Genomic DNA, 24,355 nt, shown 5'->3' with positions numbered 1-24,355 from the left:
GCCTCAGCTCAGGCGGTTTTGCAGCCGCGAGACCAGACGCATCACCGGCCAGAGCACGACCAGATAGATCGCTGCGGCGAGGATCAGCGGCGAGGTGTTATAGGTCAGCGAACGCGCCAGATCGGCGGAATGCAAGAGCTCGGGGACCGAGATCACGCTGGCCAAAGTCGTGAGCTTCACCAGCTCGACCGTATTCGACAACAGATCGGGCAGGACGTTTCGCACTGCTTGCGGGAAGGTGACGTAAATGAAGGTTTGGAACGCCGACAGCCCGGTCGAGCGTGCCGCTTCGCGCTGGCCCTTGGGCACGGATTTCATCCCCGCGCGGTAGATCTCGCCGTAATAGCTCGCGGAATTGAGCAAAAACGCCACAGCAATCGCCGCCATCGCCGGAACCTGCAGCCCGAGAAAGGGAATGCCGGAATAGACGAAAATGATCAGCACCAAGGGCGGGAAGGCGCGGAAAAAGTCGATGAAGACGATCGAGGGCCAGCGGATCCAGCGCCGTTCGGACGTGGCGCCGAGCATCGAGAAAATCCCGCTGATGAGGCCGATCGGGATCAGCATCACGCAGAGAAACGCGGTCTGCTTCAGCCCGGCGAGGATCATGGGCAGGACTTTGCGCATGATCTCGAGGTTGAAGAATTCCTGATAGAGCGTCTCCATCAGTGACCTCCCCAGGCATAGCGGCGCTCCAGCCGGCGCGAGGCGATGATGAGCGGGATGAAGATCAGCACGTAAAGTGCGGCCCCGATGGTCAAGGGCGTCGCATTCGACGACATCGACAAAGCGGCATTGGCGCGGCCAAGGATCTCGTTCATGCCGATGGCGCTGCCGAGCGCGAGGTTCTTCGTGATCGAGATCGTGCGATTGGTCAAAGGCGGGATCGCGAGCCGCACGGCTTGGGGAAAGATCACCCAGAAGAGCGTCTGCCCGAAGGTCAGCCCGGTCGAGCGCGCCGCCTGCCATTGCCCCTTGTTGACTGCGGTGATCCCCGCCCAGAAGACCTCTTCGCAAAAGGCCGCGAGCACGAGGCTGAGCGAGAGCCACAAGACGACGAAACTCGGCAGCATGATCCCGATATTCGGCAGGCCGAAGAAGAGAACGAGGATCAGCGCGAGCGGCGGGATCGCGCGGAAAATGTCCACATAGATCATGATCGGGACATTCAGCCATTTGCGTTCGAGCGACCGCACGGCAGCCAAAGCCGCGCCGCCGCCGATCCCGGTCACGACCACCGCGCCCCCGGCAAGCAAAGTGACGCCCAGACCGCTGGCGATTTCCACCCAATAGCGCGAGGCGACATCGGCGTTCAGAAAGGTGAAGACGAAACGGTCCCAGCCCGACATCGGCGCCGAGAGGGGCGCGGTGATCTGCTCCATCTCAGTGCCTCACCTGACTGAGGAAACGCCGCGTGCGCTCTTCGCGGGCATTGGTGAAAATCTGCTCGGCCGTGCCTTCCTCGACAATGACGCCGCCGTCGAGAAAGAGAACCTTGTCAGCAGCTTCGCGGGCAAAGTTCATCTCGTGGCTGGCGATGACCATGGTCATGCCACGGTCGCGCAGCTCCTTGATGACGGCCAGAACTGAACCAACCAGTTCAGGGTCCAGCGCCGAGGTCGGCTCGTCCATCAGGATCACGCTCGGCTCCAAAGCCAAGGATCGCGCGATGCCGACGCGCTGCTGCTGGCCGCCCGAAAGCTGGCTTGGGAAGCTGTCGGCCTTATGGTCCATGCCGACGAGCTTGAGGTTGGCCAGCGCGCGCGCCTCGGCCTCGTCGCGGCTCATTTTCAGCACCTTGCGCAGAGCCAAAGTGACATTCCCGCTGACCGTCAGATGCGGGTAGAGGTTGAAGCTTTGAAAGACCATGCCGATGCGCTGACGCATCTTGTTGATGTCGGTCGCGGGCGAAAGCATATCGACGCCCTCGACCTTGAGACTGCCGCCGGTCGGCTGTTCCAAGAGGTTGCAGCAGCGCAAAAGGGTCGATTTGCCTGACCCCGAAGGGCCAAGCAGAAAGACCAGCTCGCGCTGATGGACGGTCAGATCGACGCCCTTGAGGATCTCAAGATCGCCGTAGCTTTTGCGGATGCCGCGCGCCTCGATCAGCGGGCGCGCCGGATCGGCCCCGCTCAGCATTTCAGCTCGTGCGGGGTGGCGTCATAGCCGGGCGTGCCGGGGGCGCCATAGCCCGGGAAGATGGTGACGGTGGACGAACCCGCTTTCGGCGGCACCCCGAACCAATGCTCATAGATCTTGGTGAGCGTGCCGTCGTGCTTCATGCATTCGAGCGCGCCTTCCATCTTGTCGCGCAGCGCCACGCTGTCGTGGCGGAAAGGCATCGACCAGACCATGCCGGTCTCATAGACATAGGCATTCGTGAGGCGCGGGTTGTTCTTGACCGCCCAAGCCACCACCGTATTCGCCGAGATCGAGGCGTCGGCGCGGCCCGCGATCACCGCCTGAATGCCATCGGTCGAGGTCGCAAACGAAGTCACTTCCCAGCCCATCTCGGCGGCTTTGTCATTGAGGAATTTCTCGTAGATCGAGCCCTTCTGCACTGCGATCTTCTTGCCCTTGAGATCATCGAGCGAGGTGATCGGGGCTGCATCTTTCAGCGTGACGAAAGCGTAATCGGCGTCAACGAAGCCCTCCATGAACAAAAGCTGCTCGGCGCGTTCGGGGGTGATCGTGACCACGGCGGTCAGGAAGTCATAGGTGCCCGCTTGCAGCGCCGGGATCAGGCCCGCGAATTGCGCGCCCTCGACCTCGATCGGCTGGCCGATGCGCTTGGAGATTTCCTGCACCACGTCGATGTTGAAGCCTTCGAGCCCGCCCTCGATCTTGGGCATCGCATGGGGGGCGAAGGTGCTGTCGATGGCCGAACGCAGCGGCTTGGCATCTTCGGCCAGAACCGGCAGCGCGGTCAGGGCAAGGGCTGCAACCCCGGCGAGGGTCTTGCTCAGGAAGGTGCGGCGGTAAGACATGTCAAAGCTCCGTGCTGGAGAAAACTGCGGTGAGTTTGGCATGGTTTTCCCCATGCGCATTGCCAAAACCGGCCCGGAAAAGCCCCAGATGACGGTTTCGTGTCCAAGGACAATGATAGCCCTGTCTGGCTCTGGATATATCACATAACGCGAACAGAGGATTGCAATTCAGGGACGTGAGTCGCGCAATGGCTTTTTTCTCTTTTCGGCGTGGGATCTGCGGGAATATTCCCTAAAGCACGCTGTGTGGGTGCTGTGCGGGCGCTGTGCGGCAACCTGCATCACGGGTCCATGAAATCGGATATGCGCAGGCTTGCCCGCAAAGTGCTAGGCTCTCTCAAAATGCCGCATGCGCGCGACAAAACCGCCTCGCAGAAGGAAGCTCCCATGACCTCATCCTCGCCCGAAACCGCCACAAAGGGTCCGCTGCATGGCATCACCGTCCTTGATTTCTCGCGGATGCTGGCCGGGCCCTATTGCACGGCGATGCTGGCCGATCAGGGCGCGCGCGTTATCAAGGTCGAGGCGTTGCATGGCGATGACCAGCGCTATGTCGGCGCGTTCCGCGAAGGGGAAAGTCTGAATTTCCACTTCCTCAACCGCGGCAAGGAAAGCGTGACGCTCGACATGCGCCAGCCCGAGGGGCGGCGCATCGCGCAAGAGCTCGCTGCGAAGGCCGATTTCGTGGTCGAGAATTTCCGCCCCGGTGTCGCCAAGCGCCTTGGCATCGACGCCGAAACTCTGCGCGCCGCGCATCCCGGCCTCGTCTATTGCTCGATCTCGGGCTTTGGTCAGATCAGCCCGATGGCGGAAGCGCCGAGCTATGACGTGGTGGCCCAAGCGCTCTCGGGGTTGATGAGCGTGACCGGGATGCCCGACGGCGCGCCGACCTTGGTGGGCGATTCCGTGGGCGATATCGTCTCGGGCATCTCTGCGGCGCAGGCGATCACGGCAGGGCTGGTGCAAAAGGGCCTGACCGGGCGCGGCACGGTGATTGATCTGGCGATGTTCGACGTGCTCTTCAGCCTGCTGCCGACGGTGCTGGCAAGCTGGCAGAAAACCGGCGAGCGGCCTTTGCGCTGCGGCAATGAGCATCCGCTGTCGGCCCCCTTCGGCTCTTATGATGCGGCCGACGAGCCGGTGATGATCGCGGTCGCGAGCAAGCCTTTGTTCGCGACGCTGACCGCCGCGATTGGTCGGCCAGAGCTGGCCGAGGACGCGCGTTTCCTCACCGATGAGCTGCGCAGCCAGAACCGCCGCGCGCTTCGTGACGAATTGGAAGGCTGGACCCGCGCGCGCTCGGCCGCCGAGGTCGTCGCGGTGCTGACCGCAGCGGGCGTGCCGGTCTCGCGCATCTGGGCGGTGGATGAGGCCGCCAATAGCGAGCAGGCCCGCGCGCGCGGCCTTCTGACCGAGATCACCCATCCCCGGCTCGGCACCCTGCGCGTGCCCGAACAGCCCGCCCATTTCGCGGGACTCGCCCGCGGGCAAAGCGGCCCGGCCCCTGATTTGGGCGCGGATAGCGCCGGGGTCTTGGGCGAGGTGCTGGGGCTTTCCCCCGACGACATTTCCCGCCTGCGCGCAGGCAAGATCATCTGAGAAGGACGCATGCGATGAAACTCGACGGATCCGTGGCAATCGTGACCGGCTCGGCCACCGGCGTCGGCGCCTCTTGCGCGCAGATGCTCGCCGAAAAAGGCGCGCGCGTCGTCATCAACTACACCCGCAGCGAGGCCGAGGCCCATGCCACCGCCGAGGCCTGCCGCGCCACGGGCGCCGAGGCTTTGGTCTTTCGCGCCGATGTCGCCGATGACGCCGCCTGCCGCGAGATGGTCGCGGCGGCGGTCGCCAAATGGGGGCGGCTCGATCTTCTGGTCAACAATGCGGCGATGACGGTCTCGTCGGACCCGTTCGATCTCGAAACGCTGTCGGCGCAGGATTTCCAGAATGTCTTTGGCGTCAATGTCGTGGGGCTTTACCAGATGTGCCGCGCGGCGCTGCCGCATCTGCGGGAAAGCGGTCAGGGCGCGATCGTCAATGTCTCCTCGCATGTCGCCTTTACCGGCGGTGGCTCGTCCTTGGCCTATACCGCCTCGAAAGGCGCGGTGAATGCGCTGACCAAGGCGCTGGCGCGGACCTGCGCGCCCGAGGTGCGGGTCAATGCGGTCTGTCCGGGTCTGATCGACACGCGCTGGATGAGCCGCGCCATGGGTGACGCGGCCTATACCGCCTTCGCCACAGAGGCCGCAGGCAAGACGCCGCTTGGCCGCATCGCCACGCCGGAAGATATCGCAAGCGCGATCCTCTGGCTCGCCGAGGGCGCGAATTTCGTCACCGGAGAGCTGATTTCCATCGACGGCGGCGTCCAGTTGATGGGCGCGCGCAAGCCCGCCGGGGCCGCATGATGGCGCTGACGGCACAGGCGATCATGGCGCATGAGGGCGAGGAGATCCGTCAGGAGATCACCCCGCGCGACGCCATTCTTTACGCGCTTTCCGTGGGTTACGGCACGGATGACCTGCCCTTTGTCGCAGGCCCCACGCCTCGGATCGCGCCGGATATGGCGAATGTCCTGTGCCATCCCGGCTTTTTCATGCAGGCGGTCGGCGCGACTTGGGCGGGCGTCGTTCATGCCGAGCAGCGCGTCACTTTTCACGACCACCTGACCCTGAACACGCCCCTGATCGCGCGGACGCGGGCGACGGCGGTGGTCGATAAAGGCGAGGGGCGTGGCATGTTCACGACCTTTGCGCGCGAGATCCGGCGCGAAAGCGACGGCGCGGCGCTGGTCACGGTCAGCCAGACCGATGCCTGCCGCTTTGACGGCGGCACGGGCCAAGCGGGCACGCCGCCCGAGGCTTTGGCCCCCCTGCCCGAGCGCGCGCCCGATCAGACGCTGGCGATCCAGATCCCCGAACGCGCGGCGCTGCTTTATCAGCTCAACGGCGACACCAATCCGCTCCATTCCGACCCAGAGGTCGCGCGCGCCTCGGGCTTTGACGCGCCGATCCTGCATGGGCTGTGCAGCTTCGGCCATGCCGCCCGCGCGATCACCCGCGCCCATGCGGGCCGCTTGCGCGAGATCGCCGCGCGCTTTACCGCCGTCGTCTATCCGGGCGAGGCGCTCGAGCTGGATCTGTGGCGCGACGCGCAAGAGGTCCGCTTCCGTTTGCGCGTTCCCGCCCGCTCTGTCACCGCGCTTGATCGCGGCCTTGTCCGGCTCGACTGATGTCCGGGCGTCACTCTGGAGTATCCCCGCGATGAATTCGCACAAAGTCTTTCTTGGCAAAAGCCCGCTGCGCGCCAGCGATGTCTCGGCCATTGCGCGCGATCGCGCAGAGCTGGTTCTCGACGAGACCGCCGTGGCCCGCATCCGCGCGAGCCGCGCGCTGGTCGAGCGGTTTGCCGCGGAATCCCGCCCGGTCTACGGGCTGAACACCGGGCTTGGCGCGAGCGTGGACACGCCCTTGAGCGCCGCCGATATGATCGACTTCCAGCGCCGGGTGACTCATAGCCATTCGGTGGCGCTTGGCCCGATGCTGCCGACCGATGCCGTGCGCGCGCTGATGGTCTCGCGCATTTCGGGCATGGCTGCGGGCGGCGCGGGCGTGTCGGAAACCGTGGTGCGCGGGCTGGTTGCGGCGCTCAATGCCGGGCTTCATCCGCAAATCCCGTCCTGGGGCTCGATTGGCGCGGCCGATCTTGCGCCGCTGGCCCATATGGCAAAGGCGCTGCGCGGCGACGGCATGGCGGAAATCGGCGGCAAGGTCATGCCAGCCGCGAGCGCGCTGCTGCTCGCGGGGCTCGAACCCTTGGACATCCGCGAAAAGGACGGCCATGCCTTGGTCGTCGCCAACAGCCTCTCGACCGGCACGGCCTGCCTTTGTGCCGAGGACACCAAGAACGCGCTCGATTGGTCGCTGGCGGCGGTCGCGCTGAATTACGAGGCGTTTCGCGCCACGACCACCGCGCTCGACGCCGATGCTTTGGCGGCGCGCCCGGCCTTTGGCCAGCAGGAGATCGGCGCGCGGCTGCGCGAGGAACTCAAGGGCAGCGGGCTGTGGCAGCCGGGCGCTGCGCGGCGCTTGCAAGATCCGCTGAGCTATCGCTGCGTGCCGCAGGTCTGGGGCGCGCTGCTTCATGCGCTGAACGAGGCGACGCTTGCGACCGAGATCGAGCTGACCCATTCCGGCGACAATCCGGTGATCCTGCCTGACCGCGACAAGATCGTCTCGCATGGCAATTTCGACATGACCGCTTTCGTGTTGTCCTGGGAGCGTCTGGGTCAGGCCCTGGCCCATGCGGCGGCGGCGACGGCGAGCCGGACGATGAAGCTGATGTCGGCCTCGGTCTCGGATCTGCCGCGCTTTCTGTCGGCCAAGGGCCAGCATCAGGCCGGTTTCGCGGTGGTGCAAAAGCCGATTGCCGCGCTGGAGGCCGAGATCCGCCACCTCGCCAATCCGATTTCCTTGAGCCCGATGGCGGTTTCGGACGGGATCGAGGATCAATCCTCGATGGCGCCGCGCGTCGTCGCCAAAACCGCCGAGATCGTCGAACGCTTCCGCTATCTCGTCGCGATCGAGCTGATGGCGGCGGCGACCGCGGTCGAATTGCGCGGCGTGGTCGATCAACTGGGCGAAGGTCCGCGCAAAAGCTATGAGGCGATCCGCATCTTGTCCGCGCCTCTGGACGAGGATCGCGAGGTCTCGAGCGACATCACCCGCATCGCCGCCGTGGTCTCGCTGCCCAGACCGTAACATCTGCCGTAAATCGACCGGAACATCTGCCGGAACATTTGCCGGGCCGGGGGAGACCTCGGCCCGCGGCTTTTGGGGGCCGCCCGGCCTCCGCCTTTGGTCTGAGCCTTGATCCGACGGCCAAATCAGCCGCGAGCCGGGCGCGACTCGGAAGACGCGGAACCCTGCCCGCTCGCGCTTGGCTTGCGGCGACCGGACCGCGCAAAGCGCCGCTGTGCAAAATCACGTTTCCTCCGGTGGCGCGAAGAATTTTTTCTCTCGCCACGCCGCGCGAGCGGCTGGATTGACCAAATATCGCGGACCGCTTTCAAAGCCGTTGACCGCTTGCGGCTTCCTGTCAATCATACACTCAATAAGTAGACAATAAACCCCGGACACGGCGAAGGCCCCTCCCCGCATCCCCTTGGATGCGACCGGAGATCCCATGCCCTCCGCATCAGAGCCAAGGCCCACGACGACATGAAACGCAGAGATTTCCACCTGACCGCTTTGGCCGCGCTTCTGGCGCTTGGCCTGCATCTCGACCCCGCCGCCGCGCAGGAACCCAAGACCGGAGGCTCGCTCACCTGGGGGATCGAGACCGAGGCCGCGACGCTGAACCCCCATCGCAACGGGCAGGACAAGACCAAGCTTTACCTGCGCAACACCTATGAATCGCTCCTTTATCGCACGGCGGATGCGGGCTATGTGCCGTGGCTCGCGAAATCCTATACCGTCAGCCCGGACGGCCTAACCTATACGTTCACCCTGCGCGATGACGTGAAATTCACCGATGGCGAGGCGCTGAACGCCGAGGCCGTGGTCAAGAATTTCGAGGCCGTGCAAGACCCGGCCTATGCGCCCAGCATCGCTCAAGGCCCCGCCGCGAAACTCGCCTCGGTCCGCGCGCTTGACGAGCATACGGTCGAGCTGAAGCTCAAGCAGATCTACGCGCCCTTCCTCGATTTCGCGGGCAGCCTCGATATCCTGTCGCCGCAAGCCTTCGCCTCGGAGGAGCTGCAGGCAGGCGGGCCGAAGATCGCCGGGACCGGGCCGTTTATCCTGAAGGATTACCAGAAGGGCCAGCAGCTCCATTACGTCCGCAACCCCGATTATCACTGGCCGCCGGCGACCGCCGCGAACCAGGGCCCGGCCTATCTCGACGAGGTGACTTACCGCATCCTGCCGGAATCGGCGGTGCGTTCCGGCGCGCTGCAATCGGGCCAGCTTGACGTGATCGAGGGGATTTCCGGCAATGATGCCAGCATCTTCCGCGACGATCCTCAATTCACCTATCAAACCGCCTTCAACACCGGCACGCCCTATTCGCTGTTTCTCAATGTCGAACACGGCCCGACGCAGGACGTGAAAGTGCGCCAAGCGGTGCAGGCGGCGATTGATCTCGCCAGCGTCATTCCCTCGGTCTATCGCGGCGAGCGCACGCGCGCTTGGGGCATCACCACGCCGATCGACTCGCAGTTCTATGACGCCAAGATCGAAGGCAGCTACGGCTTTGACCCGGCGCGCGCCAATCAACTGCTCGACGAGGCGGGCTGGACCGCGCGCGACGCCGAGGGCTACCGCACCAAGGACGGCAAGCGCCTGACGATCGAGGTCATTCAGGCCCAAGCCACCGTGCGCGACCAGCGCGACGTGCTGCTGCAGGCTTTGCAGGCGCAGGCCAAGCAGAATGCCGGGATTGATCTCGCCATCGTCTATGTCGATGCGGGCACCTATACCGAGCGGCGCAAGACCGGCGTCTTCGGCGGCATCGCCAATTCGAACACGCCGACCGATGCGGTGGATATCGAATATCACTACCTGCCGCTCAGCGAAGGCGGCACGATCAACTATAGCCGCGCCTCGGACCCGGAACTCAAGGAGTGGCTGGTCAAGGCCTCGGGCACGCTCGACCAGAAGGAACGCTTCGCGCTTTACTCGAAATTGCAGGATTTCGCGCTGAAGGACCGCGCTCTGGCCCTGCCGCTTTACGTCCCCGAGGATCAGGTCGCCGCCGCAAGCTATGTCCAAGGCATCAGCTTCCGCCCGTTCAAGCAACTGCCCGAAAACGCGCAAGGCATCTGGCTGGACAAGTAATTCCCCAAGTGACGCGACTTTGCGGCCCCGCACGGGGCCGCGTTCTGGATCATCCGCTGGCTGGTATTTCGATGACTGACATTCTTCTGAGCGTCCCCTCTGACTCGCCCGAGGCCCGTCCGGTTTTCGCCGGGCTGGTCGAGGAATATGGCAAGCGTTACAACAAGGACGGCGGCCCGCCGCGCAGCGTGGAATCCGAGATCGCGGCCTATCCGCCCGCGCTCTTTCACCCGCCGCTCGGTGATTTCCTGATCCTGCAACGGGATGGCGAGACCATCGCCGGTGGCGCTTTCATGAGCCATGACGACGAGACGGTCGAGATCAAGCGGATCTGGACCCATCCCGGTCTGCGCCGTCAGGGCCTCTCGCGCCGGATCATGGCCGCGCTCGAAGACCGCGCGGCAGAGCTTGGCTATACCCGCGCCTATCTGACCACCGGCCACCGCCAGCCCGAGGCGCAGAAGCTTTACCTCAGCCACGGCTATCACGCCTTTTTCGGGCTTTCGGATGATCTGTCGCTTTACGGCTCGCTGCCCTTTGAAAAGCGCATTGGCCGCGCGGCGGGGCAAGTGCCCGAGCGCGCGCGCCGCATCCCCTCGGCCAGCCCCGAAGATGCCGCCGAAGTCGTGACCGCGATCAAGGCCGCGCAGGCCGAGCTGATCTTTGCCCGGCTCGCGCGCCATCAGGAAAGGAGATCGGCATGACCCGCCACCTTGGCGGGATCAACCATCTCGCCTTTCTGATCCCCGGCTCCTTCCGCCCGGAATCCCCAGCGGCGGGGCTTGAAGAAACCCTGCGCCTCTTCGCCTATGCCGAAGAGCTTGGCTATGACAGCGCCTGGGTGCGCCAGCGCCATCTCGAAAGCGGGGTCTCTTCGGCGGCGGTCTTTCTCGCGGCGGCCTCGCAACGGACCTCGCGCATCGGGCTTGGCAGCGCGGTGATCCAGCTTGATTATGAAAGCCCCTTCCGTCTGGCCGAGGATCTGGCGCTGGCCGATCAGCTTTCAGGCGGGCGCATTCATGTCGGCGTCAGCACCGGCAGCGCGCCGTTCGCGGGGCTTCTGGGCGATCTGCTGGCAGCGCCCGCGCCGGGGCCGCGCTATGCGCAGGCCGAGAGGCTGAAACAGGCGCTGTCGAGCGATATTCTGGCGCAAGAGGCGGTCGCGGGAAATGCGGCGGGCAGCCAGATCCCGCGCCTTCAGCCGCAATCGCCGGGGCTTTTGCAGCGGCTCTGGTATGGCGGCGGCTCGACCGGCTCTGTCACTTGGGCGGCGAAAGCGGGGTTCAATCTGCTCACCGGCAATATCGTCTCGGGCGAGACCGGCGATGATTTCCGCACCGTGCAGGCCGGGCTGATCCGGCAGTTTCGCACGATCTGGCAAAGCGCGACCACGCCGGGGGGCGCGGGGATCGCAAAGCCGCGCGTCGCTTTGGGCCGGGTGATCCTGCCGACCGACAGCGCCACGCCCGAAACCGCCGCGCGCTACCGCGAGTTCGCCGCCGCCCGCGATGCGCGCACCCACCAACCCGCGCAGAACGCCCGACGCACGCTCTACCTGCCCGATCTCGTCGGCCCGGTCGAGGTGATCGCGGCGCGGCTGCGCGAGGATGCCGCTTTGGCCGAGGTCAGCGAGCTGCGTCTCGAGCTGCCCTATGCCTTCCCGCCCGAGGATTACCGCCAGATCCTCAAGGACGCTTTGGCGCTGCGCCATCTTCTCGCCACCCCGGCCCTAGCCGCGAATTGAGGCTGTGACATGAGCTACCGTATCGGACTTCTCGATAAATCCCCGCTCGACGGCGCCGAGGCGCCCGAGGCCGCGCTGGCGCGCACCGTCTCGCTGGCCAAAACCGCCGAAAAGCTGGGCTATAGCCGCTTTTGGGTGGCCGAGCACCACAACAGCCCGACCGTTTCCGGCCCCGCGCCCGAGGTGCTGGTGGCCTATCTTCTGGCCCAGACGAGCCGCATCCGCATCGGCTCGGGCGGGGTCATGCTGAACCATTACAGCCCCTATAAGGTCGCCGAGGTCTTCCGCCTTCTGGCCGCCCTCGCGCCGGGTCGGGTCGATCTGGGCGTTGGCAAAGCCGCCGGTGGCGGGGCCGAGGCCAGCCGCGCGCTTCGCCAGAACCTCGACGAGGCCGATCTGCCTGATTTCCCGGCGAAACTCGCCGATCTCAGCCGCTATTTGCAGGACCGGGGCGAGAGCGAGGACGACAGCCTGCTCGCCCGTCCGATCCCGACCACACCGCCCGAGCGCTATCTTCTGGGCGCGAGCGAGGAAAGCGCGCTTTTGGCCGCGCGCCACGGCTGGCGGCTGGTCTATGCCGCCCACATCGACGGCGGCGAGGCGCGCTTTGCCGCCGTCACCCGCAGCTATCGCGAGGCGAGCGGGCGCGCGCCGATCCTTGCCTTGACCGCCGTTGCCGCCGCTGATGCGGCCAAGGCGCGCGCGCTTGCGGGCGACCTGATGCGCTACCGGTTGATCGTGCCGGGCCGCCAGCGGCTCAACTTCGGCTCGCGCGAGGCGGCGAAGAAACAGGCCGCCGCCCTTGGCGCGCGCGATTACCAGATCGAGGAGCTGACCCCGCAGGCGATTTTCGGCACCGCCGAGGACATCCACGCCCATCTCGGCGATCTGAACCGTCGTTATGGGATCGAGGAATTCATCGTCGATTGCCCGGTCAGCGCGGCCGAGGCGCGGCGCGAGTCCGTGATCCGGCTGGGCGAGGCCCATGCCGCCCAAGCGCCCGCCCCTTCCGTCGAAACGGTTTGATTTCAAAGGAGAAGACCCCGTGACCCTGACACGCCCGCACCGGCTCAAGACGCTTTTCGGCGCCCCCAGTTTCACCCATGCCGAGGCCGATCCCTCGCCCCGGACCGGCATCGACCGCGCCATCGAGCTCGCACGCAAGGCCGAGGCGCTCAAGATCACGGGCTTTTTCACCGCCGATCTGTTGCAGGCCGATCCCGAGGGGCTGGCGGGCAGCACGGGGGTCCAAGATCCGCTCATCACGCTGGCCGCGCTGAGCCAGCACACGCAGCATATCGGGCTGGTCGCGACGCTTTCGACGACCTTTTACGATCCGTTCAACATCGCGCGTCTGGTCGGCACGCTTGACCACGTCTCGGGCGGGCGCGCGGCTTGGAATGCGGTGACCTCTTCGGTCGGCGAGGAGAATTTCGGCACCGATCTCCCGAGCCCCGAGGCGCGGTATGAACGTGCCCGCGAATTCATCGAGATCCTGAACGCGCTTTATGACGCGAACCCGGGCTCGGTCGCGCGCCGCACGGCTTCGGGCTCGGTCGTGGTCGATCCGAAGAAGCTCGGGCGGATTGATTACAAAGGGAAATATTTCAACGTCGCCGGGCCTTTGAACATCGCGCCTTTGCCGCAGGGCCGCCCCGTGCAATGGCAGGCGGGCCAGTCCGAGGCCGGGATTCGCCTTGGCGCGGAGCTGGCCGAGGTCGTCTATACCTCGCAGCCGACGCTCGAACAGGCGATTGCCTTTGTCACCCGCCTGCGCAGTCTGGCCCGCGCGGCCGGTCGGGTCGAGGGCGCGCCCTTCATCATGAACTCGCTCCATTCCGTCATTGGCGAGAGCGAGGCTGATACCGCGCGCCGCCTGCGCGAGCGTGCCGAACGGCTCGACTATGACCGAGGCCGTTTGCGTCTGGCCGATATGCTGGGCGGCGGCGTCGATCTGCAGGGTCTGCCGCTCGATCGGCCCCTGCCCGCGAGCCTTTTGCCCGAGCTTGACGAGGTCAACCGTCGGCGCGGTCGCGTCGAAATTTTCCTCGGTTTCGCCAAACAGGGGCTGACCTTGCGCGAGCTCATCCAGCGCGCCGAGGACACCGGCCATTGGCATGTCGCGGGCACGCCCGAACAGATTGCGGCCAAGGTCGAGGAACGCTTCAACGCGGGCGTCGTCAATGTTCTGACGCTGCACGGCCTTGGCAATCCCGATCAAGAGGATCTGCTGGTCAATGGTCTGATCCCGGAACTGCGCAAGCGCAACCTCTTGGACGATGACTATATCGAGGGCGGTTTCCGCGCCAATCTTGGCCTTCCGGCCCTTCAGGACGCTCAGACATGGCACGCCGCCCGGACCGCCTGAGCCTCGGCCTCTTCCTGTTTCCGGCAGGGCACCATATCGCGGCTTGGCGTCACCCTGCCGCGAATGCCGGGGCGGGGGTGGATTTCGGCTGGTATCGCGACTTGGCCCGCGAGGCCGAGGCGGCGGCCTTTGACCTGATCTTCATCGCCGATGGCGCGGGCGCGCGCAGCGACGATCCCGAGGTGCTTTCGCGCACCGCGCATAGCTATGTCGCGCAATTCGAGCCGGTGACGCTGATCTCGGCACTGGCTGCGGTCACCGAGCGCATCGGTCTGGTCTTCACCCAATCGAGCAGCTTCAACGAGCCCTTCCATGTCGCGCGCAAGATCGCCTCGCTCGATCATCTGAGCGGCGGGCGCGCGGGCTGGAATCTGGTCACCTCAGCCTCGGATCACGAGGCGCGCAACTTCAACCGCGAGGCGCATTTCCTCCATGCCGACCGCTATGCCCGGGCCGAGGAATTCGTCGATGTCGTCCATAAGCTCTGGGACAGTTGGGACGCCGATGCCTTCCTTTACGACAAGGAAGACGGCCGCTTTTTCGACCCGGCAAAGCGCCATGTGACCGATCACGCGGGCGAATTCTTCAAGGTGCAGGGCCCGCTCAACGTCCCGCGCCCGCCGCAGGGACGCCCGGTGACGGTGCAGGCGGGCGCGTCGGAGGCCGGGCGCGCTCTGGCCGCACGCACCGCCGATCTGGTCTTCACCGCCCAGCAAACGCTCGAAGAAGCGCAGGCCTTTTACGCCGATATGAACGCCCGCGCCGAAGCCTTCGGCCGCGCGCCGGGTTCGATCCGCATCCTGCCGGGGCTTTTTCCCGTGGTCGCGCCCTCGCGCGACGCGGCGCAGGAAAAGCTCGCGACCCTGCAAGAGCTGATCCATCCGGCGATCGGGCTCGATCTTCTGACCGGCGGCTGGATGCGCGAGGCTTTGGCCAAGGCCGATCCCGACGGCCCGCCGCCCGATCTGCCCTTTGCCGGAAATGGCAGCCAAAGCCGGGTCCAGCTGTTGTTCGACAAGGCGCGCCGCGAGGGGCTGAGCCTGCGCGAGCTTTACCTGAAAGTCGCGGGCGCGCGCGGCCATTGGCAGGTGGTCGGCACGCCCGAAGACATCGCCGATGCGATCCAGGAGCGTTTCGAGGGGCGCGGCGCGGATGGGTTCAACATCATGCCGCCGCTGATGCCCGAGGGCCTGCGCGATTTCACCACGCTGGTCGTCCCCGAATTGCGTCGGCGCGGGCTCTTCCGCGACGGCTACGACACCACGACGCTGCGCGGCCATCTGGGCCTCGCGGCGCTTTCCTGACCCAGAGGTGCCCATGACCCAGACCCATGCCCCGGTTCCGCTCGCCATTGGCCTGACGACAGATCAGACCGCGTCTGGCCAGCCGCTGACCCCCGCCGACTGGCGCAAATTGATTGCGCGGCTGGATGAGGCGGCGGAGTTTGTGACGATTGCGGATGCCTTCGCCGCCCCCGGCCTGCAGGGCCCGGATGCGATCTTGCTCGCCAATTGGCTGGGCGCGCAGACGCGCAACCTTGGCATCCTGCCCGGGAGTTTCGCGAATTTTCACGAGCCCTTCCATATTTCGACCGCGATTGCGACGCTCGATTTCATCACCAAGGGCCGCGCCGGGTTGCTGCTGCAAGCGGCGGACTCCGATCTCGCCACCGAGGCGCTGGCCGCCATCGGCCAGTCCCAGCACTACCCGACGCCCGAGGGCGACGATCTGCGCGACGATCTCGCCGACAGCCTCACCGCGATCCGCGCGCTGTGGGACAGTTGGCAAGACGATGCCGTCATCCGCAATGTCCCCGAGCATCGCTATCTCGACGCCGACCGGCTGCATCACATCCATTTCGCGGGCAAGCATTTCTCGATTGCGGGCCCCTCGATCACGCCGCGCCCGCCGCAGGGCCAGCCTTTGGTCGCGCTGGCCGCGCGCGGCGCGGATGATCCGGCAGCCGCGGTCGGGGCGGATCTCTTGTTCCTGCCCTCGGGGCTGAATGCACCCGCCGAGGGCGTGATCTGGGGCGATCTCACCGTGGCTTATGGCGGCGAGGCTGCGAGCCGCCCCGGCCAATGGCAGGGCGCGCCGGGGCAGTTGACCGCCCATCTGCGCGAGCTGCATCACGCGGGGCTCAAAGGTTGGCGGCTCTCGCCCGCCGACCCCGCCCGCGATCTGACGCCGTTGCTGGCCGAGCTGCCCGCTTTGCGCGAGGCCGGTCTGATCGCCGCGCCACGCTCTGGCGATTTGCGTAGCCGCCTTGGCTTTGCGCCTGCCCCGAACCGCTACGCCTCCCCTCTGGTTGCTTGAAGGAGCCGCAAGATGAGCAAGAAACAGGTCATTCTCGGCGCCCAATTTCCGGGCGTGAACAATTTCACCGTCTGGAGCCATCCGCAGGCGGGCAGCCAGATCGCGATCGAGAGCTTTCTGCATTTCGCCAAGACGCTTGAACGCGGCAAGTTCGACTTCATGTTTCTGGCCGAGGGCCTGCGCCTGCGCGAGCAGAAGGGCCGGATCTATGAAAATGATGTCGCGGGGCGGCCGAATACGCTGGCGATCTTGGCCGCGCTCGCGGGGGTGACCGAGGGTCTGGGCTTTATCAACACGCTCTCAAGCACCTTCAACGAGCCCGCCATTCTGGCGCGTGAACTGGCGAGCTTCGACTATCTGTCCGGCGGGCGCGTCGGCTGGAACGTCGTCACCTCGCCCAATGATTTCACCGGCGCGAATTTCCGGCGCGGCGGGTTTTTGCCCTATGCTGATCGCTACGATCGCGCGCGCGGCTTTGTCGAGGCAGCTAGGGAGCTTTGGGCCAGTCCGGGGCAGGATTACGATCTCGGCCCCTATGGTCGCGGCCATTTCGGCCTGCCCAAAGACCATGATTACCGTCCGGTCATCGCGCAGGCAGGCGATTCCGATGCGGGCCGCGATTTCGCCGCGAGCCATGCCGATGTGATCTATTCGCGCCACGGCACTCTGGCCGAGGGGCAGGCCTTTTACCGCGATGTGAAGGCCCGCGTTTTGAAAAACGGCCGCGAGGCGGGCGCGCTGAAAATCCTTCCCGGCGCCAATGTCATTCTGGGCGGCACCGAGGACGAGGCGCGCTATAATCTGCGCCAGATCCGGCTTGCCCAGGTCAGCCCGCGCGCGGCGATTGCGCTGCTCGAACAGACCTGGAACCGCGATCTGTCCGCCTATGACGCCGAAGGCCCGCTGCCCGAGATCGAGCCTGATTTCGAGGGCGACAAGCTCTCGCAGGGCCGCACGCGCCAGCATGACGATGCACGCGAGACCGTGCGGCAATGGCGCGCCTTGGCCGAGGCCGAGGGGCTCTCGATCCGCGAGCTGGTCATTCGCGTGACCGCCCGCCAGCATTTCGTCGGCACGCCGGAAAGCGTCGCGCGCGAGATCAATGATTACGTCCAGAAAGACGCCAGCGACGGCTTCGTTTTCGCGCCCCATTACACGCCGGGCGGCTTTGACGATTTCGTCGATCAGGTCATCCCGATCCTGCAGGATTGGGGCGTCTTCCGCCGCGATTACGCCGAGCCGACGCTGCGCGGCAATCTGGGCCTGCGCGACCCGCTGCCTTTGGTCGCCTGACCCCCGCGACACGAAAAAGGGCCCGGATTCGACCGGGCCCTTCTGGTTTTGCCGACCCTCTTAGCGGTCGAGCCAAGTGTCATAGGCGCTCTCGATCAGCTGGTGATAGGGCCGAAAGCCCAGCCCCTGCACATGATCGCCCGCGCCGATCTGGTCCTCCGAGATATAGAGCGGCAGGTTGTAGCTCTGCTCGATCAGGGCGCGGTGTTGCAGCTTCGCATAGATCTCGAAGCGCTTTTTCGCATCGCTTTCGCCGCGCGCCTCGGCCAGCAAAGCGATGATCTCGGCATCGTCGGAATTCGAGGCATTGTTGCGCCCGCCCTTGTCGTAGGGCAGGTAATGGATGTCGAAACCGTAACCCTCGGCCGAGATGTTCGAATTCGCCAAGGCATTGTATTCGTTCGTTTTACGGATATTCGCGTAACTCCCCGCATCAAGCGAGCGGATCTGCAGCTCGACCCCGGCCTTCTGGCGCAACTGCGCTTGCAGCGCCTGAATCAGCACGTCGCGCTGATCGCGCAGCGTGGTCTGGTTCTGGATCAGCTCCAGCACCAGCCGCCGCCCGTCCTTGATGCGGTAGCCCTCGGCGTCACGCGCGCTCCACCCCGCCGCATCGAGCAGCTTGCCCGCCTTCTCGGGATCATTGCCATATGTCCCCTCGATCGAGGCGTCGTAAACCAGCCGGTCGACCGGGCTCGCGATCCCCCAGGCCCGCGTGCGCCGCCCGCGATAGACCGAGGCCAGCACCGCATCGAGATCAATCGCCGCGACCAAGGCCTGACGCAGACCGAGATCGGCGGTGTCCTGATGGGCGACGTTGAAGAAGAGCGTATAGGGCGTGCCGCCGTTCAGCGCCGAGAGGTAAAGGAACCCCGGCTGACCGTCGAAAAGCTCCGCGTCATTGCCGGAAATCCCCTCGATCGCATCGACCTGCCCCGATTGCAGCGCGCCGACCCGGACCGAGGATTCGGGCAGGAAGCGGTAGACCACGCGCTCGAGATGCGCCGGGCCCTGATGGGCGGCGTTTTCGGGCGCCCAGTTGTAATCGGGGCGGCGCGTATAGCTGATTTCCTGCCCTTTGACGTAGTTTTCCAGAAGAAACGGCCCGGTCCCTGCAACCGCTTTTCCGCCCGCTTTCAGCTCCTCGGCGTCGAAGGAGGGCGCCGAGATCAGCTCGAGCGCGGCGGCGAAGGAAAGGAAGGCCGCATAGGGCTCGGTCAGTTCCAGCTCGACCACATCGGGGGCGGCGGCGCGGGCCTCTTTCAGATAGGCAATCGGGCCGGTGCTGAGCGCGGCGGTGTAATCGGCGTCACCAAAGCGGCGGAAATTCAGCGCGACGACCTCGGCATCAAGCGGCGTGCCATCGCTGAAGGTCACGCCCTTGCGCAGAGTGAAGCGATAGGTCTTGCCGTCGGCGCTGATCTCATAGCCGGTCGCGAGCCAGGGCAGATAGTCGCCTTCCGCCGTGCGCGAGAGCAGCGGCTCGTAGACGTTGCGGATCAGCATTTTCGTCTTGGCGAGGTTGTGGATATGCGGGTTCAGCGTCTGAGGCTCATTCTCCAGCCCGAAGGTCAGCGTGCCGCCCGCTTTGGGTTCGGCGGCCAAGGGCAGGCCATAGCTTGCCAGCAGTGCCAGCGCGAAACCCCCGGCGCCAAGCTGGCGCCGCGTCATTTTGATCGTCATTCAAGGCTCCTGTGGTCTTTAGCTCAGCGTCGGGATCGCCGCGATCAGATCGCGCGTGTAATCGGCGCGCGGCGCGGCAAAGACGCGGGTGACATCGCCCTCCTCGACGACGCGGCCGTTCTTCATCACGATGACGCGGTCGGTCAGATGGTGAACCACGCCCAGATCATGCGAGATGAACAAAAGCGCCGTCCCGGACGAGGCCTGCAATTCGATCAGAAGATCAATCACTTGCGCCTGAATCGAGACATCGAGCGCCGAGACCGGCTCATCGGCCACGATCAGGCGCGGGCGCGGCGCGAAGGCGCGGGCAATTGCCACGCGCTGGCGCTGGCCGCCCGAAAGATCGCGGGGCCGCGCGCTCAGGAAACGCGCGGGCAACTGGACCGCGTCCAAGACCTCGCGCACGCGCTCGGCCCGCGCGGGGCCGGTGACGCCGACGGTATCGAGACTTTCGCCGACGATCTGCTCGACCGTATAGCGCGGATCGAAGGACGAAAGCGGGTCCTGCGCGATCAGCTGGACGCCTGCGCGCAGGGGGCGGCGCAAAGCCTCGGGCTGGTTCGAGAAAAGCTGGCCCTGCAGGCGGATCTCGCCCCGGTCGGGCTCGACCAGCCCCATGACCATGCGCGCGACCGTGGTCTTGCCAGAGCCGGATTCGCCCACGATCCCCAAGGCCTCGCCCGCCTTGAGCCGGAAGGACACGTCATGGACCGCGGTCACGCCCGCGCGAGCGTAATGTTTGTGCAGATCCTTGGCCTCGAGCACGACCGTCTCCGAAGGCACCGCGCGCGGCAAAGGCACGCGCCGCCCCTGCCCCGAAGTCGAGGTTTGCGGCGCCAGCCGATAGCCGCGCGACTGATCCGAGGGCACGGCGTCGAGCAATTGGCGCGTATAGGCGTGGCTCGGGCGGTGCAAAACCTCGCGCGTGGGGCCGGATTCGACCACCACCCCGTCGCGCATCACGAGCACCCGGTCCGCGAGTTTCGAGACCACCGCGAGGTCGTGGCTGATCAGCAAAAGCGCCGTCCCCGCCCGCCGCCGCGCCGCCAGCAGATCGAGGATCTGCTTTTGCACGGTCACATCAAGCGCGGTCGTGGGCTCGTCGGCGATGATCAGCTCGGGGCTGCGGGCAATCGCGGTCGCGATCAAGGTGCGCTGGCGCAGCCCGCCGGAAAGCTCATGGGGATATTGCGCAAGCCTGGTCTGAGGCTCGGGGATGCCGACCGAGCCCAAAAGCGTCAGCTCGGCATGAGGATCGCGCCGCCCTGCCGCATCGCCGAGGAGTTGCCCGACCCGGCGCAAAGGATCGAGCGAGGTCAGCGCATCTTGCAGCACATAGCCGATCTTGCCGCCGCGCACGCGGCGCCAATCACGTTCCGAAAACCCTAATGCGGGCTTGCCGTCGATGGTGAATTCGCTGGCGCGCACCTCGGCGCGCGGCCCGCTGAGGCCAATCAGGCTGCGCGCCGTCACCGATTTGCCCGAGCCGGATTCCCCGACCAGAGCCACGGATTCGCCTCGCGCGATGCTCAGATCAAGGCCGTGGACGACATCGCCGCTTGAGGGAAAGCCGATGCGCAGATTGCGGATCTGGATCAAGGGGTTGGTCATATCGCTTGCCGCCCCTCGAAGGCGCGCTGCCAGCGCCGACCAATGACCGAGGTCGCAATGACGGTCAGCGTGATCGCCAGCCCCGGCCAAGCGCCGATCCACCAGGCATTGCGCAGGTAATTGCGCCCCTCGGACAGCATCGCGCCCCATTCCGGCGTCGGCGGCTGCGGGCCCATGCCAAGGAAGGACAGCCCGGCCGAGCCGATGATTGCCGTGCCAAGCCCGATGGTGGCCAAGATCGGGACATGGGCGATGGCATGGGGCAGGATGTGGCGAAAGACCAGCGTCGCGCGGGAAAGACCAAAGGTGCGGGCCTGCTCGACATAGCCCGACTCGGCGATAATGAAGGTCTGGCTGCGCACCACGCGGGCAAAGCGCGGGATCGAGGCCACGCCAAGCGCGAAGATCAGGTTGAACGTCCCCGGCCCGGTGAAGGCGATCAGGACCAGCGCCAACAGCAGGTCGGGAAAGGCCGAAACCACGTCGAGAAAGCGCGTGATCGCCTCATCAACCGCGCCATGGGCAAGGCCGGAAATCAGGCCGAGCGCGGTCCCGACCGTCATCGCGATCAGCGTGGCCATCAGCCCGATCAGCAGCGAATAGCGCGCCCCGTAAAGCACGCGGGCGAACATGTCGCGGCCAAGATGGTCGGTGCCGAACAGATGCTGGGCGCTTGGCGGCAACTGGGCCGCCAAGGGATCGGCGGCAATCGGGTCATAGCCGGTCAGAAGCGCGGGCCAAGCGGCGGCGACCGCGACAAAGGTCAGGAAAATCCCGGCGATCAGCACGCCTGCCTCGCGCCGGGCGAGATCGACACCGCGCCGCAAAGGCAGGTTGGGACCGGGCAGTTCGACGCTGAGCTTGTTCTCTTGCAGGGTCATCGGGCTCACTTTCCGCCCCGGCGCAAGCGGGGATCAAGCAACAGGTAAAGGAGATCGACGATGGTGCTCATCGTCACATAGATCGCCGCCGAAAGGATCGCGGTGGCGAGGATCACGGGGATGTCCTTGGAGAGCACGGCATCGACGGTGATGCGGCCAAGGCCGGGGCGGCCAAAGACCTGCTCGGTGATGACCGTGCCGCTTAGAAGCCCGCCGATCAGCCAGCCCGCCAGCGTCACCGAAGGGATCGCGGCATGGCGCAGCGCATGGCGCAGGCGCAAAGTCGCCTCGGTCACGCCCCAGCTTTTGACGGTGAGCGCGAAGGGCTCTTCGAGTGCGCGTTCAAGGCTTTGGCGCAGGACCTGGCCCAGCACCGCGCCAAGCGAGAGGCCAAGCGCCAAGGCGGGCAGGACCAGCGCCGACAGCGAGCGGTCGCCCGCCACGGGGAAGATTTTCAGCGTGAAGCTGAAGACGTAAAGCAGCACGATCCCCAGCCAGAACGAGGGCGTCGAGACCAGAAAGAGCTCGATCCCGCTCGCGACGCGCCCGGCGACCGGGCGGCGTGCGGTCAAAAGCGCCATGCTCAGCGCAAAGACCACCGCGACCAGCACGCCCGCCATGGTCAGCTTCAGGGTCGGCCAGACCTGCGAGAGCAACAGCGGGCCGACATCGGCTTGCAGCATGTAAGAGCGGCCAAAATCGCCCTGCACCACCCGCCCGAGATAAGAGAAATATTGCACGATCACTGGCTGATCGAGCCCCCATTCCGCGCGGATGGCGGCCGCCACGGCGGGGGTCGGGATCTGATCGCCGACGATGATGTCAACGATATCGCCGGGCGCGATCTGGACCGAGAGAAAGGCCAAGGTGATCGCCGCCCAAAGCACGACCACACCCGAGGCGATGCGGCCCAAAACCTTACGGGCCAAAGCCTTATGGGCAGGGCCACCTCCGGGCCGGACAGAGGCGGCCGCGACGCTCATCCCGCCACCTCGCTGTCAAAGCGCACGCCATGCAGGCTGTCGGGCTGCTGGAAATAGGGCCGGAAACGCAGGCCGGTCAGATCGGCGCGGGCGGCAATCTGATCCTCGGGGACATAGATCGGCAGGGCATAGCCCTGCTCGCGCAGGACGAAGTCCTGCACTTTGGCGTAAAGCGCGTGGCGCGCGGCCAGATCGCTGGTCGCGGCGGCCTGAGTGAGCCAGGCCTTGACCTGCGGATCGGCGACGCGGGCATAATTCACGGATCCGCCCTCATCGAGCGGCAGATAATGATATTCGATGTCGATCCCGTCATCGGCGGGGGTGCGCGAGTTTGGGATCGAGCCGTAATCGCCCAATTTGCGCCGCTCGGCATAGCTTCCGGCATCGACATAATCGAGCTCGAGCTGGATCCCGGCATTCTGGCGCGCCTGCGCTTGCAGCGCGAGCAAGAGCACGTCGCGCTGATCGCGCACGGTGGCTTGCGCCTGCACGATGCGGATGACCAGCGGCGTGCCGTTCTTGGCGCGCAGCCCTGCGGCATCGCGCTCGGTCCAGCCCGCCTCGTCGAGCAGGCGGTTCGCCTCGGCGGGATCAAAGGCCCAGGCGTTTTCGATGGCGGGATCGTAAAGATCGGCCTCGATCGGCGAGCTGATCCCCCAGGCGCGCTGACGCTCGCCGCGATAGATCGATTGCAGCACCGCCGGAATGTCGATGGCGGCGCGCAGCGCCTTGCGCACGGCCTGTTCGGCGGTCGGCCCCGATTGGCTGTTCAAAAACAGCGTATAGGGCGTGCCGGTGTTGAAGGCGCTGATGTAGCTGAAGCCCTCGTCATCGCGGAAGAGCGCGACATCATTGCCGGAAATCCCCTCGATTGCGTCAACCTGCCCCGATTGCAGCGCGCCAACCCGCACCGCCGATTCCGGCAGGATGCGGAAGGTGACGGCCTCGAGATAGGCCGGGCCCTGATGCTCGGCATTGGCGGGCGCCCAGGCATAATCGGGATTGCGGCGCAGGCGGATCTCCTGCCCCTTGGCGATCGTGTCGATGAGGAAGGGCCCGCTGCCCGCGACCTCTGGCCCGCCCGATTTGAGCTGTTCGGAGCGATAGGCCGAGGGCGCCAGAATATCGACGCCCGCCGCAAAGCCAAGGAAGGGCGCATAGGGTTTGGCCAGCGTCAGGCGCAGGTGCAGGGGCGCGATCGCCTCTGCCTTGACCAGATGCGAGGCGGGTCCGGCGGCGAGGTTCGCGGCATAGGCGGGATCGCGCAGATGCTCGAAATTCACGACCAGAGCCGCCGCATCCAGCGCCTCGCCATTGTGGAAGTTGACGCCAGGGCGCAGGTGGAAATCGAAGGTCAGACCGTCCGCCGAGGCCTCATAGCTTTGCGCAAGCCAGGGCAGGTAGCCGCCCTTCTCGTCGCGCGCCAGAAGCGAGTCGTACAGGTTGCGCAAGACCACCCGCGCCTTGGCCTGCCCGTTCAGATGCGGATTGAGCGTCGTCGGCTCGCTTTCAATCGCGAAGGTAATGGCTTGGGGCGCGGGCGCGGCGGCCAGAAATTGCGGCAGGCTGACGCTCAGCGAGGTCAGGGCAATCAGCGATCCAAATTGTCGTCTCGTCAGCAAATCGCTGTCCTCTCGCAAATCTCTGGGCGGC

At 65.7% G+C, this 24,355-nt stretch carries 21 protein-coding genes; 12 read left to right on the top strand and 9 right to left on the bottom strand.

Annotation, left to right across the window (positions count from 1 at the left end; translation table 11 throughout):
- Positions 1 to 3: 3 nt before the first annotated feature.
- The 4 genes from JCM7686_RS19075 to JCM7686_RS19060 are packed head-to-tail and all read right to left on the bottom strand — an operon-like array spanning position 4 to position 2,987.
- Entirely contained in the window at positions 4 to 666 is a 663-nt protein-coding gene (locus JCM7686_RS19075; protein WP_020952359.1) for an amino acid ABC transporter permease, read from the bottom strand.
- Complete coding sequence (locus tag JCM7686_RS19070; protein ID WP_236635907.1) at positions 666 to 1,382, bottom strand: amino acid ABC transporter permease; 717 nt, start codon at positions 1,380 to 1,382, stop codon at positions 666 to 668. Before JCM7686_RS19070 ends, JCM7686_RS19075 begins: the two co-directional genes overlap by 1 nt.
- A gap of 1 nt (position 1,383) precedes the next feature.
- Positions 1,384 to 2,139: an amino acid ABC transporter ATP-binding protein gene (locus tag JCM7686_RS19065; protein ID WP_020952357.1), complete on the bottom strand. Its 756-nt coding sequence runs from the start codon at positions 2,137 to 2,139 to the stop codon at positions 1,384 to 1,386.
- Entirely contained in the window at positions 2,133 to 2,987 is an 855-nt protein-coding gene (locus JCM7686_RS19060; RefSeq protein ID WP_041528150.1) for a transporter substrate-binding domain-containing protein, read from the bottom strand. The genes JCM7686_RS19065 and JCM7686_RS19060 overlap by 7 nt, the downstream gene beginning before the upstream one ends.
- Before the next feature lie 387 nt (positions 2,988 to 3,374).
- On the opposite strand from JCM7686_RS19060, the gene JCM7686_RS19055 reads away from it, so the two are divergent.
- The 12 genes from JCM7686_RS19055 (at position 3,375) to JCM7686_RS19000 (ending at position 17,541) form a co-directional block, all read left to right on the top strand.
- Positions 3,375 to 4,586, top strand: a complete 1,212-nt coding sequence (locus JCM7686_RS19055; RefSeq protein ID WP_020952355.1) for a CaiB/BaiF CoA transferase family protein — start codon at positions 3,375 to 3,377, stop codon at positions 4,584 to 4,586.
- 14 nt (positions 4,587 to 4,600) lie between these two features.
- Positions 4,601 to 5,392, top strand: coding sequence for an SDR family NAD(P)-dependent oxidoreductase (locus JCM7686_RS19050; protein WP_020952354.1), 792 nt, complete (start codon positions 4,601 to 4,603; stop codon positions 5,390 to 5,392).
- Entirely contained in the window at positions 5,392 to 6,216 is an 825-nt protein-coding gene (locus JCM7686_RS19045; RefSeq protein WP_020952353.1) for a MaoC family dehydratase, read from the top strand. The genes JCM7686_RS19050 and JCM7686_RS19045 overlap by 1 nt, the downstream gene beginning before the upstream one ends.
- Positions 6,217 to 6,247: 31 nt before the next feature.
- Positions 6,248 to 7,744, top strand: coding sequence for an HAL/PAL/TAL family ammonia-lyase (locus tag JCM7686_RS19040; RefSeq protein ID WP_020952352.1), 1,497 nt, complete (start codon positions 6,248 to 6,250; stop codon positions 7,742 to 7,744).
- Positions 7,745 to 8,203: 459 nt separating this feature from the next.
- Entirely contained in the window at positions 8,204 to 9,820 is a 1,617-nt protein-coding gene (locus JCM7686_RS19035; RefSeq protein ID WP_020952351.1) for an ABC transporter substrate-binding protein, read from the top strand.
- 71 nt (positions 9,821 to 9,891) lie between these two features.
- The gene (locus tag JCM7686_RS19030) at positions 9,892 to 10,524 is read left to right on the top strand and encodes a GNAT family N-acetyltransferase (protein ID WP_020952350.1); all 633 of its coding nucleotides are present in this window, start codon (positions 9,892 to 9,894) and stop codon (positions 10,522 to 10,524) included.
- Positions 10,521 to 11,564, top strand: a complete 1,044-nt coding sequence (locus JCM7686_RS19025) for an LLM class flavin-dependent oxidoreductase (protein WP_020952349.1) — start codon at positions 10,521 to 10,523, stop codon at positions 11,562 to 11,564. Before JCM7686_RS19030 ends, JCM7686_RS19025 begins: the two co-directional genes overlap by 4 nt.
- A gap of 9 nt (positions 11,565 to 11,573) precedes the next feature.
- The gene (locus tag JCM7686_RS19020; RefSeq protein WP_020952348.1) at positions 11,574 to 12,590 is read left to right on the top strand and encodes an MsnO8 family LLM class oxidoreductase; all 1,017 of its coding nucleotides are present in this window, start codon (positions 11,574 to 11,576) and stop codon (positions 12,588 to 12,590) included.
- Between the two features lie 19 nt (positions 12,591 to 12,609).
- Positions 12,610 to 13,932 (top strand): NtaA/DmoA family FMN-dependent monooxygenase, encoded by a 1,323-nt coding sequence (locus JCM7686_RS19015; RefSeq protein WP_041528222.1) that lies wholly within the window; start codon positions 12,610 to 12,612, stop codon positions 13,930 to 13,932.
- Positions 13,908 to 15,236, top strand: coding sequence for an LLM class flavin-dependent oxidoreductase (locus tag JCM7686_RS19010; protein ID WP_020952346.1), 1,329 nt, complete (start codon positions 13,908 to 13,910; stop codon positions 15,234 to 15,236). Before JCM7686_RS19015 ends, JCM7686_RS19010 begins: the two co-directional genes overlap by 25 nt.
- A 13-nt stretch (positions 15,237 to 15,249) precedes the next feature.
- Positions 15,250 to 16,248, top strand: coding sequence for an LLM class flavin-dependent oxidoreductase (locus tag JCM7686_RS19005; RefSeq protein ID WP_020952345.1), 999 nt, complete (start codon positions 15,250 to 15,252; stop codon positions 16,246 to 16,248).
- A 12-nt stretch (positions 16,249 to 16,260) separates the two neighbouring features.
- Positions 16,261 to 17,541, top strand: a complete 1,281-nt coding sequence (locus tag JCM7686_RS19000; RefSeq protein ID WP_020952344.1) for an LLM class flavin-dependent oxidoreductase — start codon at positions 16,261 to 16,263, stop codon at positions 17,539 to 17,541.
- A gap of 60 nt (positions 17,542 to 17,601) precedes the next feature.
- Here the strand turns inward: JCM7686_RS19000 and JCM7686_RS18995 are convergent, their stop codons facing one another.
- The 5 genes from JCM7686_RS18995 to JCM7686_RS18975 are packed head-to-tail and all read right to left on the bottom strand — an operon-like array spanning position 17,602 to position 24,324.
- On the bottom strand, positions 17,602 to 19,224 hold the full coding sequence (locus JCM7686_RS18995) for an ABC transporter substrate-binding protein (protein ID WP_020952343.1): 1,623 nt from the start codon (positions 19,222 to 19,224) through the stop codon (positions 17,602 to 17,604).
- An 18-nt stretch (positions 19,225 to 19,242) separates the two neighbouring features.
- Positions 19,243 to 20,838, bottom strand: a complete 1,596-nt coding sequence (locus JCM7686_RS18990) for a dipeptide ABC transporter ATP-binding protein (RefSeq protein WP_020952342.1) — start codon at positions 20,836 to 20,838, stop codon at positions 19,243 to 19,245.
- A complete protein-coding gene (locus JCM7686_RS18985) occupies positions 20,835 to 21,719 on the bottom strand; it encodes an ABC transporter permease (RefSeq protein ID WP_020952341.1) in 885 nt (294 codons plus the stop codon). The genes JCM7686_RS18990 and JCM7686_RS18985 overlap by 4 nt, the downstream gene beginning before the upstream one ends.
- A gap of 5 nt (positions 21,720 to 21,724) precedes the next feature.
- Positions 21,725 to 22,702 (bottom strand): ABC transporter permease, encoded by a 978-nt coding sequence (locus JCM7686_RS18980; RefSeq protein WP_020952340.1) that lies wholly within the window; start codon positions 22,700 to 22,702, stop codon positions 21,725 to 21,727.
- On the bottom strand, positions 22,699 to 24,324 hold the full coding sequence (locus JCM7686_RS18975; RefSeq protein WP_020952339.1) for an ABC transporter substrate-binding protein: 1,626 nt from the start codon (positions 24,322 to 24,324) through the stop codon (positions 22,699 to 22,701). The genes JCM7686_RS18980 and JCM7686_RS18975 overlap by 4 nt, the downstream gene beginning before the upstream one ends.
- Positions 24,325 to 24,355 lie beyond the last annotated feature (31 nt).

Origin of the sequence: Paracoccus aminophilus JCM 7686 (assembly GCF_000444995.1) — a bacterium.
GTDB classification, from domain to species: Bacteria; Pseudomonadota; Alphaproteobacteria; order Rhodobacterales; family Rhodobacteraceae; genus Paracoccus; species Paracoccus aminophilus.
The sequence above is the reverse complement of the archived record's forward strand: the minus strand, read 5'-3'. Positions and strand labels throughout refer to the sequence as shown.

Bases quoted from the DNA above. Each gene is read 5' to 3' on its own strand.
- JCM7686_RS19000 (WP_020952344.1), top strand. From the start codon at position 16,261: ATGAGCAAGAAACAGGTCATTCTCGGCGCCCAATTTCCGGGCGTGAAC.
- JCM7686_RS19045 (WP_020952353.1), top strand. From the start codon at position 5,392: ATGGCGCTGACGGCACAGGCGATCATGGCGCATGAGGGCGAGGAGATC.
- JCM7686_RS18995 (WP_020952343.1), bottom strand. From the start codon at position 19,224: ATGACGATCAAAATGACGCGGCGCCAGCTTGGCGCCGGGGGTTTCGCG.
- JCM7686_RS19050 (WP_020952354.1), top strand. From the start codon at position 4,601: ATGAAACTCGACGGATCCGTGGCAATCGTGACCGGCTCGGCCACCGGC.
- JCM7686_RS18980 (WP_020952340.1), bottom strand. From the start codon at position 22,702: ATGAGCGTCGCGGCCGCCTCTGTCCGGCCCGGAGGTGGCCCTGCCCAT.
- JCM7686_RS19010 (WP_020952346.1), top strand. From the start codon at position 13,908: ATGGCACGCCGCCCGGACCGCCTGAGCCTCGGCCTCTTCCTGTTTCCG.
- JCM7686_RS19060 (WP_041528150.1), bottom strand. From the start codon at position 2,987: ATGTCTTACCGCCGCACCTTCCTGAGCAAGACCCTCGCCGGGGTTGCA.
- JCM7686_RS18990 (WP_020952342.1), bottom strand. From the start codon at position 20,838: ATGACCAACCCCTTGATCCAGATCCGCAATCTGCGCATCGGCTTTCCC.
- JCM7686_RS19005 (WP_020952345.1), top strand. From the start codon at position 15,250: ATGACCCAGACCCATGCCCCGGTTCCGCTCGCCATTGGCCTGACGACA.
- JCM7686_RS19065 (WP_020952357.1), bottom strand. From the start codon at position 2,139: ATGCTGAGCGGGGCCGATCCGGCGCGCCCGCTGATCGAGGCGCGCGGC.
- JCM7686_RS19075 (WP_020952359.1), bottom strand. From the start codon at position 666: ATGGAGACGCTCTATCAGGAATTCTTCAACCTCGAGATCATGCGCAAA.
- JCM7686_RS19025 (WP_020952349.1), top strand. From the start codon at position 10,521: ATGACCCGCCACCTTGGCGGGATCAACCATCTCGCCTTTCTGATCCCC.
- JCM7686_RS19070 (WP_236635907.1), bottom strand. From the start codon at position 1,382: ATGGAGCAGATCACCGCGCCCCTCTCGGCGCCGATGTCGGGCTGGGAC.
- JCM7686_RS19030 (WP_020952350.1), top strand. From the start codon at position 9,892: ATGACTGACATTCTTCTGAGCGTCCCCTCTGACTCGCCCGAGGCCCGT.
- JCM7686_RS19040 (WP_020952352.1), top strand. From the start codon at position 6,248: ATGAATTCGCACAAAGTCTTTCTTGGCAAAAGCCCGCTGCGCGCCAGC.
- JCM7686_RS19035 (WP_020952351.1), top strand. From the start codon at position 8,204: ATGAAACGCAGAGATTTCCACCTGACCGCTTTGGCCGCGCTTCTGGCG.
- JCM7686_RS19020 (WP_020952348.1), top strand. From the start codon at position 11,574: ATGAGCTACCGTATCGGACTTCTCGATAAATCCCCGCTCGACGGCGCC.
- JCM7686_RS18985 (WP_020952341.1), bottom strand. From the start codon at position 21,719: ATGACCCTGCAAGAGAACAAGCTCAGCGTCGAACTGCCCGGTCCCAAC.
- JCM7686_RS19055 (WP_020952355.1), top strand. From the start codon at position 3,375: ATGACCTCATCCTCGCCCGAAACCGCCACAAAGGGTCCGCTGCATGGC.